Here is an 11,110-nt window from a genome sequence, read left to right on the forward strand (position 1 = left end):
ATGTTATACAGGTATTAGCCTCTTCGTGCCTGCTGCTGAAGTTCAAGTATAGCGTTCAATGCTTGTTCTGCTCTTTCTTTAGGCACAAAAATATGATCGTGATAATACGCTGCTACCACATTTGCACTAATGTTTTTCTCTGCAAGTTTAGCAGAGAAGGCGGCTGTTAAACCTACCGCGTCCAAACTTGAATGTATATTGAGAGTAATAAGTCGATATACAGATTGGTAATCTATACCTTTGTTTATAGCATCTTTTTGATTAAGAATAAAAGTCATACCTTCTTTCTCCTGGAAAAATCCGATCGGGGTTAATTCACGAATCTTGTCCCAATCAAATAGTGGGAAAGAACAAAAGACAAAGTCACGTTCATCCAATACGGGTTCTATGTTGGATAATAATATCTCTAATTTTTTAATACCTGACATGAGCTCAAATTGTGATGATAGCGCAAATATAACAAATATAAAATGGTTACAAGGTTCTTTCCTATGAAATGTGGTCTATACATCTATTCTCACCGATTTTTCAAGGAAAAAGACTATAAGTTAGGAATAATCATTATTTTTGTTTCGTTTTATATATCCAGATTAATGAATTCTTTCCTATGTACACAATACTAATAATAGAAGATGAACCCAGAGTTGCAAGTTTGCTGATGAACGGGCTGGAAGAAAATGGTTATCAGGCAATGGTGGCTTATGACGGATTGATGGGGTTACGGCTTTTCCAGGCCCATACATTCGATTTGGTCATATCTGACATTGTTCTGCCCAAGATGGACGGATTTGAACTGGCGAAAGAAATTCGCAAAACCAATCCCCATATCCCTATATTAATGTTGACGGCATTAGGATCAACGAATGATAAACTGGACGGTTTCGATGCCGGTGCAGACGATTACATGGTGAAACCCTTTGATTTCAGAGAGTTGAATGCCAGAATCAAAGTACTATTGAAACGTGTGGCGGGCAATACACAGGAATTGCCACAGGAACTTGTTTATGCAGATTTACGTATTGATCTTCAACGTAAGGACGTAGAACGAAACGGCATATCCATAAAACTTTCTCCTAAGGAATACAACTTGCTGTTATATATGGTAGAAAATGCTGAAAGAGTATTGAGCAGGGTTGAAATAGCAGAAAAAGTATGGAACACCCATTTTGATACAGGAACGAATTTCATAGATGTATATATCAACTATCTCCGTAAGAAGATAGACAGGGATTTTGAACCAAAACTTATTCATACCAAAGCGGGAATGGGTTTTATACTGACTGATAAGTTATGAAAATCAGAACAACACTGACCCTACAATATGCAGGGCTGACAGCTGCGGTATTCTTCATATTTGTCATAGCCGTCTACTATGTGAGTGAACATTCGCGTAGTAATGCTTTCTTTCGTAATCTTCAAAGTGAAGCTATAACCAAAGCACATTTATTCCTTAAAAATCAAGTAGATGCGCAAACTATGCAGTCTATTTATCTAAATAATCAGAAGTTTATTGATGAAGTAGAAGTTGCTGTCTATACAACCGATTTTAAAATATTATATCACGATGCACTGCAGAACGATATTGTCAAGGAAACACCGGAGATGATAAAGCGAATTCTGAAACAGAGGGATATCAATTTCTATGTGGACGAATATCAGGCAGTAGGATTGGTGTATCCATTTGAAGGCAAAGATTATGTTGTCACCGCTGCCGCCTATGATGGTTACGGATACGCCAATCGGGATGCGCTAAGAAATATCCTCATCCTGTCATTTATAGGAGGATTGAGTGTATTGGTGATTGTGGGTTATATCCTGTCTCGAAGCACTTTAAAACCAATACGCAGCATTGTCAAAGAAGCGGAGAAAATCACCGCATCGCGTATCGATAAAAGACTGCCCGTAAAAAATGAACAGGATGAACTGGGAGAATTAAGTACGACATTCAATGCTCTACTGGAACGCCTGGAGAAGTCTTTCAACTCACAGAAGATGTTTGTCAGTAATGTATCTCATGAATTGCGTACTCCCATGGCGGCCCTTACAGCCGAATTGGATTTAGCTTTATTGAAAGAACGTACCTCCGAACAATATCAGATGGCTATTGGCAATGCTCTTCAAGACTCCCACCGAATTGTAAACCTGATCGACGGACTATTGAACCTGGCAAAAGCCGACTATCAGCCAGAACAGATAACAATGGAGGAGGTCCGTCTGGATGAACTGTTGCTGGATGCCAGAGAACTGGTATTGAAAGCGCATCCGGATTATCATATCGAATTAGTCTTTGAACAGGAAGCCGAAGAGGATAATGTACTGACAGTCATCGGAAACAGCTATCTGCTGACTACCGCCTTTGTAAATCTGGTAGAGAATAACTGCAAATATTCTTCCAACCGGACTTCATCAGTCCTGATCGCCTATTGGGAACAATGGGCAATCATTCGCTTATCCGATAATGGTGTAGGAATGTCCGATGCAGATAAGGAAAACCTGTTTAAACTGTTTTATCGTGGAGAAAACAAGAATATTGCTCCCGGAAATGGTATAGGCATGACCCTGACACAAAAGATTATTCACCTTCACAAAGGCGAACTTACCGTATCTTCCCATAAGGATGAGGGCACTACCTTTGTGGTAAAACTCCCGCATATCTAAGAAATTCTAATCGTTTTCTAATACCACTCTAATCATTCTCTAACAGCTTCCTTGTGAAGTCCTTCTTACTTTTGCATCGAATTAATAAATGCAGTTAGTAACTTAAAAAAAATTAGAGAGTATGGTATGGAAGAAAAAACTGCGTTCATCACAGTACACATTCAATTCAGAGAAAGTATTTTTGGTTGCCACACAACCCGGTAAGTCAATCTATTCATACTTGCAGACAACAAAGCTTGGATTAACGCTGGGAGAAGTGCAAGAGCGACAGTCCATCTATGGAAGAAACGAAGTGGTCCATGAACAAAAAAAGAACCCGTTTATACTGTTTATCAAAACGTTTATCAATCCTTTTATTGGTGTTCTGACCGGACTTGCCATTATATCCTTGTTTCTGGATGTACTGATGGCCGAACCCGGAGAACAGGAATGGACAGGAGTAATCATTATCTCATCCATGGTGATATTCAGCGCTATCCTGCGTTTCTGGCAGGAATGGCGAGCAAGTGAAGCTACGGATTCTTTAATGAAGATGGTAAAGAACACCTGTCTTGCCAAACGTGCCGGTGAACAGGAAGAAGAGATTGATATCACGGAACTCGTTCCGGGGGATATTGTGTATCTGGCTGCCGGGGATATGGTTCCCGCTGATATTCGGATCATCGATTCAAAAGACTTGTTTATCAGTCAGGCTTCATTGACAGGAGAGTCCGAGCCGATAGAGAAGTTTCCGGAGATACAGAGCCAGCAATTTCGGAAAGGAAGCGTCATAGAGTTGGACAATATTTGTTATATGGGTTCCAATGTGATAAGTGGCGCAGCAAAAGGTATTGTTTATGAAACAGGGAATAAAACATATCTGGGTACGATTGCAAAAAGTCTGGTTGGACACCGTGCCACTACAGCTTTTGATAAAGGTATTAGTAAAGTCAGCTTCTTGTTGATTCGCTTTATGCTGGTAATGGTTCCATTTGTGTTTTTCGTGAATGGTTTCACGAAAGGAGACTGGTTCGAGGCTTTCATTTTTGCCATATCCGTTGCAGTGGGGCTTACCCCGGAAATGTTGCCAATGATTGTGACTGCCAACCTTTCTAAAGGAGCGATAGCCATGTCCAAAAAGAAAACAATAGTAAAGAATCTCAATGCTATTCAGAATTTTGGAGCAATGGACATACTCTGTACTGATAAAACCGGTACATTGACTTGCGATAAAATCGTGCTGGAGAAATATATCAATGCAGATGGTAGTAACGACAACAGTAAACGTATTCTTCGTCATGCCTACTTTAACAGTTATTTCCAGACCGGTTTAAGAAATCTGATGGATAAAGCGATTCTTTCTCATGTAAGAGATCTGAATCTGGAACATTTGAAAGATGACTACACCAAAGTGGATGAAATACCTTTCGACTTTACACGCAGAAGAATGTCTGTTGTGATAGAAGACAAGCAAGGAAAACGGCAGATCATTACTAAAGGAGCGGTAGAAGAGATTCTCGACGTCTGTTCCTATGCCGAGTTCAACGGGCAGATTCATCCCTTGACTGATGCTTTGAAAATCAAAGCAAAGATGATTAGTGAAGAAATGAATCAGCAGGGAATGAGAGTATTGGCAGTCTCCCAAAAAAGTTTTATCGAGAAAGATTGTAATTTTGCCATCGAAGATGAAAAAGAAATGGTACTGATCGGGTATCTTGCCTTTCTTGATCCTCCGAAGCCTTCTGCTGTTGAAGCCATCGAACAATTATATGCACATGGAGTAGCAGTTAAAATATTATCGGGAGATAATGATATCGTGGTAAAAGCCATTGCCCGGCAGGTCGGAATTGACACCAGTCATTTTCTTACCGGGATAGAAATAGAGAATATGGATGAAACGGTATTGAAAGAAGCGGTAAAGAATACCACTTTATTTTCAAAACTAACTCCATTGCAGAAGACACAAATCATCTCTCTATTACAGGAACAGGGCAATACAGTAGGATTTTTAGGAGATGGAATCAATGATGCGGGTGCCTTACGTCAGTCAGACATTGGCATATCTGTCGATTCTGCAGTGGATATAGCGAAAGAAAGCGCAGATATTATCCTGTTGGAAAAAGATTTGATGGTATTGGAAGACGGAGTGCTCGAAGGGAGAAAGACATTTGGCAATATCAATAAGTATATAAAGATGACTGCCAGTTCCAATTTTGGTAATATGTTCAGTGTGATGTTCGCCAGTGCATTCCTGCCGTTTCTGCCTATGATGCCGATACATCTGTTGATTCAGAACTTACTGTATGACATATCGCAGACAACCATTCCATTTGACCGTATGGACCCGGAGTTCCTGAAGAAACCCCGTAAATGGGATGCGTCCGATCTAAGTCGTTTTATGATTTATATAGGGCCTATCAGTTCCATCTTCGATATTATTACTTATCTGGTCATGTGGTATGTGTTCAGCTGTAACAGTCCCGAACATCAAACACTGTTTCAGACCGGATGGTTTGTAGAAGGTTTGTTATCACAGACATTGATTGTCCACATGATACGTACCCGTAAGATACCGTTCATACAAAGCCGCGCCACATGGCCTGTAATGGGGCTGACATTCTTAATCATGGCAATAGGTATTCTTATTCCTTTCACCGCTTTCGGACGTTCCATCGGGTTGACAGCTCTTCCTTTGAGCTATTTCCCCTGGCTGATTGGAATTTTGCTTTCTTACTGTATTCTGACGCAAATAGTAAAGAACTGGTATATCAGGAAGTTTGTACGTTGGCTATAAGAGAATCAATGCAGCATAAAGAAAAAGGGTCTGTAACATAGGAAACTCTATGTTTACAGACCCTTTATTATGAATTAAGTCCGGAAAACAGACAATTACAAATCATCCTCAAGAGCCGTACTCTTGGCATAAGCTGTACTTTTGGCTTCAAAGAAATCTGTTTTCACCATATTGGCATTTGAATATTGCGATACCCAACGCATACTTTCAGGTTCCTTTTGATTGTCTTCATACAAGATGCCATACCCCAGACTGCTCCAGCGAAGATTACCCAGATAATGGATATAATCAGCAATCATTTGCTCATTAAGTCCCTGAATATGATTACCTATCACATATTGTCCCCAGGCAATTTCCTGTTCCACTCCCTCACGCATCATTGCTTCATATACCTTTACTCTGTCCGGAGTGAACAATTCGGGTTCTTCTTTTTTCAGTTCCAGGATTATATTACGGAAAAGCCAAAGATGAGTATTCTCATCCCGGTTGATGTAACGGATTTCCTGTGCCGAACCGGACATCTTTCCGTTACGACTCAAATTATAAAAGAACATGAAGCCACTGTAGAAATAGATACCCTCCAAAATATAGTTGGCAATCAACGTTTTCATGAGCGTATATCCATCCTGGCTTTCCTGAAACTCATTATAGCAGTTACCTATGAAAGTATTCCTTTTCAATAGATGCTCGTCAGTTTTCCATTGATAGAGAATTTCATTCCGTTTTTCGGGACTGCATATCGAATCGAGCATATAGCTGTAACTCTGACTGTGCACACACTCCTGAAAAGCTTGTATATGCAGACAAAGGTTCACCTCATTGGCCGTGATATATTCACTGATAGTTGGCAGGTTGTTGCTCTGCAAGGAGTCCAGGAATACAAGAAAGCTCAAAATCTTATCATAGGCAGTCCGTTCTGTCTGATCCAGACGCGGATAATCTTTAATATCCTGCGTCAGATTGATTTCTTCCGGTATCCAGAAGTTATTCATGGCTTGGCGATACCAGTCGCTTACCCATTTATACCGCATATTATTGAAATCATTCAGATTTGTTGTATTTCCACCAATCATTTTTCTAAGGCGGGTTTCAGTATCGCCCGACGGATTGAATAAGGCGTTCTTTTTTAGTTTTATAGTTCCCATTTGTTTTTATTTATTTTTGATTTCTTATGATGCACAACTTTCACATTCTTCCACTTCCAAGGATTTACTGCGGACATAATAGACCGTTTTCACTCCACATTCCCAAGCTAATAGGTAGAGATTAAGTACCTGTTTCATTGTAAAATCATTGGTAATATAAAGATTTAGACTTTGTGACTGGTCAATGTGCAGCTGACGAATACCGGCAGCACGAATACTCCATGTCTGGTCAATCAGATATGCACCTTTGTATATCCAGAATGTCTTGTCCGACAAGGACGGAGCTACCCGTGGAAGCATGGCCCCTTTCTTCTCTTCCAGAAAGAAACGTTTCATCACCGGATCGGTTCCGGCAGTGGTTCCGGCAATAATACTGGTACTGCTGGTTGGAGCAATAGCTAATAGATAAGCATTGCGCATGCCGTAATTAGCCACTTTTTCCGATAGTTCCTTCCAGGCAGATGAAGTATAGCCGCGTTTGGTGAAATAATCTCCGGTCTGCCAATCACTTCCCTCGAAATAGGTATATCTTCCTTTTTCTTTTGCCAGTTCTGCACTGGCTTCTATCGCGGCATAATTGATACGTTCAAACACTTTATCTATAAAGTTAAGATGTTCTTCACTTTCCCAACGAATTCCCCGTATGGCAAGTGCATGGTGATAACCGCTAACTCCAAGACCGATACTACGATAACGATGATTGGTTATTTGAGCATAAGGAATAGGGTAGAAGTTCAGGTCGATAACATTGTCAAGCGCACGAACCACTGTTGCTACCTTTTCTTTCATCAATTCTTCATCCTCCAACGGTAGATGCCCGAGAGAAAGACTGGCAAGATTGCACACGACGAAATCTCCGGGGCGAACCGTCTTTACTACTACCGTGTCACCATCTTCAGTACGAACTTCGGTAGAAACCGATTCAATAGCCGACATGTTCTGTGCGATTTCCGTGCATAGGTTTGAGCAATAGATAATCCCCTGATGAGCATTCGGATTGGCACGATTCACTATATCCCGGTTGAATGTAAAAGGAGTACCTGTTTCTACAGCCGATCTCAATACCAGTCTGACTATATCCTTGATGCTAATAGTTCGTCTGGAAAGACGTGGATCATTCACGCAATCCCAATACCTCTTTTCCCATTCTTCCCCGTAATAATCTTCCAGACAATATTCTTTGATAGTCATAATCTCATTCGGACAGAACAAATACCACTGCTTATTCAAATCTTCTTTTGCCATTTGCCAGAACAAGTCCGGATAGCATACGGAGGGAAATATATCATGAGCTTTCATGCGGTCATCCCCATTATTCGTACGGAGTTGAAGAAATTCCGGCAAGTCTTTATGCCATACATCCAGATATACAGCTACAGCCCCCTGACGCATTCCTAACTGATCGACGGCTACGGCAGTATCATTCACGAGTTTCATCCATCGGATTACTCCACCTGCCACACCTTTGAAACCTCGGATGTTTCCACCCGCAGCACGCACCTTCCCGAAATACATTCCCATACCTCCACCAAACTTGCTGACCATGGCAAAATTGTCTATACTGCGGTAAATGCCTTCCAAACTGTCAGGCACCGTATCAATAAAACAACTGGAAAGTTGATGATAAGGTTTACGGGCATTGGAAAGGGTAGGAGTTGCCATTGTTACTTCCAGCTTGCTCAATAAGTCATAGAACTTTCTTACCCATTGCAACCGATCGCGTTTCTCCGGCATGGCAAGATGTAAAGCTATCCCCAAGTACATTTCCTGCACAGACTCCATAGGTTCGTGTGAGTGAGTACGGATCAGGTAACGTTTGGAGAGCAGGTCCAGCCCTGAATAATTAAACAGTTTATCCCTTTCCGGACAGATAAATCCTGCAGCTTCTTCTATTTCCTGTTGTGAATAAGAATCCAGGATATAGCTGCCATATAAACCTTCATTCGTTAGATAACGTAATTTCTCATAGAATGAATGTATATCTGAAATTCTTGCCTGTTTTTCCTGCTTTTCTGTCAGTTGAAAGTTGAGTAACCGTGCGGCTATAAACTCCCAGTCCGGTGCTTCCTGCGTGGTCAGTTCTACCGCAGCTTTGACGAGTGCCGACAAGCGTTCGTCTGACGACATTTCCGGTTTGCAGAAACTGGAGAACTTTTCCGCCAACACAGTCAGACTATATTCATTACTGGTAAAGTCTTTCTGTATTTCCTTTAGCACATCCATTATTTGTGGATTGCCCGTCCCTGTGGTGATATCGTTGATCGCTTTTCTGCGCTCCGTGCGTTGCCAGCGATAGAGAATATAGTTTTTAGCTTCTGCATAAAAGCCATGCTCCATCAGGCAGCGTTCCACTTCATCCTGTATGCGCTCCACATTGCAGTTTGCACTATTACTATGTACAAACTGTTCTACTTCATTCACCATTTCCTGAATGGTTTCTTCTATTATTTCCTGGCCTGTACTGGCGAAGCTTTTTTTAATTGCAACGGCAATTTTCTCCCTGTTATAGGATTCCGTCGTCCCATTTCTTTTGGTTATTTGCATGAGAACTTTATAAAATATGTTGTTGTATAGTTTCGAACTGTATCCCTAATCCCACGAGTAGAAACAGTCTTTAATGAATGGCAGGTCTTCTGACTAACTCCCTTCCTGATCCCTTCCCGGCCTACAATTCACAGCCAGTGGCAAAAGTCTTTATCAGAAAGTTATAGAGATTCACAGCAGCGGGACTGTCCGGGATTTACACCCGGTTCCCTTTTAATCCAAAACAACCGAAAGGTCATCCGGAACCGATTCGGAAACAAAGATAATAAAAATTGTAATTAATACAATATTGTTTCCGTTTTATATAATATCATTTTGCATTATCTGCTAATTGTGTAGTAAAGGTTTATTTAACAGGATACGATGTAAAATGCTGAATTTAATGACTATATTCGCAAAGTAAGTATTTATTAATACACAAATAACACCCTATGAGAATGAAACACTGCCTATTCGTTTTTTTGCCGATATTTATATTATTTATTAGTTGTCGGCAAAAAGTGCAAAGTAACTTTCAGCCGGATATTTCCAATCAGACAGAAACCGTTTATGATTTTCCGGAAGAATATGCTGAAGAGATTATTATCACAGGTAAAGTTTTGAACCGTGAATTTTATCCACAAGAAAAAGAACTGACACTTATTATTCCATTTTTCAGAGATATGGAAAATCAGTACCGTACTCCCATTCAAGAGGATGGTTCTTTCTATTTTACTTTTCCTGTTTATGCTAAAATACGGGAGGTTTCTATTCGTAACTATGCAGAGCATTTATATGTGCATCCGGGTGACAGTATCCATTTAGAGATTGATTTCAAGGATATGTTTCATCCTAAAGTAACAGGTGATGCGGAAAAATTGAATCAGGAGATATTGGCTTTTACAGAAAGCGGATATTATTATATGCGTGACTATGGTATCAGGAATGATTTGAGTGTCGAGGATTTTGAAGCAGAGCTAAAGAAAGAATATAATACACGTTTAGAACGCAGGGCCGAATATTTGCAGAAATACAAGCCTATGCAAGATGTCGTCATGTTTACGGAGGAATTACTGAAACAGGATTACTATTATACGATCCTGGTTTATGCGAGCCAATGTCAATATCGAACAAGAAAAGAGTTCGCACGATATCACACGCTGTTGCCCGAAATCAATAAATTATATAAAAAAGGAATATTATCAGCCCGCTTGTTTGATATAGTCGATTGGATAGAAAATTATATTCCTACAGGAATGGTTCTTAAAAACAAAGAATACCCAACGATAGATGATATTATGTCCGAAATAGGAGAAAATGAATTGAATCAATATCTATATACTAAAGTTACAGCTAATAGCCTTGAAGCTAATGATACAATTTCCCTCTCAAGGAAGCGTTCGCAATTTGACTCAATCGTAAAAATACCTCATTTGCAGGGACAAATAGCACAGATGTACAGGCAAACTAAAGCGTTCTTGGAGAATCCACAGTCTGTTTCTGATAATTTGTTGTATGGCAAATACAATGAAAGTTCAAATACGTTAACTCCAATGTCGTATATGGAGAGCATATATAAGATACTTGAAGAAAACCGGGGAAAAGTTATTTATTTCGATTTTTGGGCTACAACTTGTCCGCCTTGCTTGGCAGAGATGGAACCCTTGAAGAAGTTGCGCAGCCAATATTCTACGAAGGATTTGATTATTTATTCCATTTGTTCCGGCGGTAATGATACCAAAAAGCAATGGGAATTGTGTTTAGATAAATACTCGATGAAGAATCATGATATAGAATGTGTCTATGCTACTGATTATATTGGACTAGAGAATTATCAGAAGATTACCAAACAGTTCAAAATTAATAGATTGCCATATTATATCTTGATAAACAGAAAAGGACAAATCATTGATTATGGCACTGCTGCTCGTCCAAGTAATCCTAACCTGTTATTGAGAATTGAGGAAATTGTTAAGCAGTAGATGGATAATATTCCTTTTGTATAATTAAA

7 protein-coding genes and 1 riboswitch are annotated in these 11,110 nt (G+C 40.0%); of the genes, 4 read left to right on the plus strand and 3 right to left on the minus strand.

What is annotated here, in order from left to right:
* Positions 1-14: 14 nt before the first annotated feature.
* Positions 15-428 (minus strand): ACT domain-containing protein, encoded by a 414-nt coding sequence (locus tag H8796_RS17815; protein WP_117933711.1) that lies wholly within the window; start codon positions 426-428, stop codon positions 15-17.
* A gap of 179 nt (positions 429-607) precedes the next feature.
* On the opposite strand from H8796_RS17815, the gene H8796_RS17820 reads away from it, so the two are divergent.
* The 3 genes from H8796_RS17820 to mgtA all read left to right on the plus strand — a co-directional run bounded on the left by H8796_RS17820 (position 608) and on the right by mgtA (position 5,431).
* Complete coding sequence (locus tag H8796_RS17820) at positions 608-1,294, plus strand: response regulator transcription factor (RefSeq protein WP_029425865.1); 687 nt, start codon at positions 608-610, stop codon at positions 1,292-1,294.
* Positions 1,291-2,658: a HAMP domain-containing sensor histidine kinase gene (locus tag H8796_RS17825; RefSeq protein ID WP_007760251.1), complete on the plus strand. Its 1,368-nt coding sequence runs from the start codon at positions 1,291-1,293 to the stop codon at positions 2,656-2,658. Before H8796_RS17820 ends, H8796_RS17825 begins: the two co-directional genes overlap by 4 nt.
* Positions 2,659-2,779: 121 nt before the next feature.
* Complete coding sequence (gene mgtA / locus H8796_RS17830; protein ID WP_117933713.1) at positions 2,780-5,431, plus strand: magnesium-translocating P-type ATPase; 2,652 nt, start codon at positions 2,780-2,782, stop codon at positions 5,429-5,431.
* A gap of 95 nt (positions 5,432-5,526) precedes the next feature.
* Here mgtA and H8796_RS17835 read toward each other — a convergent pair whose 3' ends face one another.
* Together H8796_RS17835 and H8796_RS17840 are read right to left on the minus strand one after the other, a co-directional pair.
* Entirely contained in the window at positions 5,527-6,576 is a 1,050-nt protein-coding gene (locus H8796_RS17835; protein ID WP_117933715.1) for a ribonucleotide-diphosphate reductase subunit beta, read from the minus strand.
* A gap of 24 nt (positions 6,577-6,600) precedes the next feature.
* Complete coding sequence (locus tag H8796_RS17840; protein ID WP_117933717.1) at positions 6,601-9,120, minus strand: ribonucleoside-diphosphate reductase subunit alpha; 2,520 nt, start codon at positions 9,118-9,120, stop codon at positions 6,601-6,603.
* Positions 9,121-9,181: 61 nt separating this feature from the next.
* Positions 9,182-9,385, minus strand: a riboswitch (cobalamin riboswitch).
* A gap of 172 nt (positions 9,386-9,557) precedes the next feature.
* On the opposite strand from H8796_RS17840, the gene H8796_RS17845 reads away from it, so the two are divergent.
* Positions 9,558-11,081, plus strand: coding sequence for a TlpA disulfide reductase family protein (locus H8796_RS17845; RefSeq protein WP_117933857.1), 1,524 nt, complete (start codon positions 9,558-9,560; stop codon positions 11,079-11,081).
* Positions 11,082-11,110: the final 29 nt, after the last annotated feature.

Origin of the sequence: Bacteroides sp. M10 (genome assembly GCF_014334015.1) — a bacterium.
GTDB lineage: Bacteria > Bacteroidota > Bacteroidia > Bacteroidales > Bacteroidaceae > Bacteroides > Bacteroides intestinigallinarum.

Bases quoted from the DNA above. Each gene is read 5' to 3' on its own strand.
- H8796_RS17815 (WP_117933711.1), bottom strand. From the start codon at position 428: ATGTCAGGTATTAAAAAATTAGAGATATTATTATCCAACATAGAACCC.
- H8796_RS17820 (WP_029425865.1), top strand. From the start codon at position 608: ATGTACACAATACTAATAATAGAAGATGAACCCAGAGTTGCAAGTTTG.
- H8796_RS17825 (WP_007760251.1), top strand. From the start codon at position 1,291: ATGAAAATCAGAACAACACTGACCCTACAATATGCAGGGCTGACAGCT.
- mgtA (WP_117933713.1), top strand. From the start codon at position 2,780: ATGGTATGGAAGAAAAAACTGCGTTCATCACAGTACACATTCAATTCA.
- H8796_RS17835 (WP_117933715.1), bottom strand. From the start codon at position 6,576: ATGGGAACTATAAAACTAAAAAAGAACGCCTTATTCAATCCGTCGGGC.
- H8796_RS17840 (WP_117933717.1), bottom strand. From the start codon at position 9,120: ATGCAAATAACCAAAAGAAATGGGACGACGGAATCCTATAACAGGGAG.
- H8796_RS17845 (WP_117933857.1), top strand. From the start codon at position 9,558: ATGAAACACTGCCTATTCGTTTTTTTGCCGATATTTATATTATTTATT.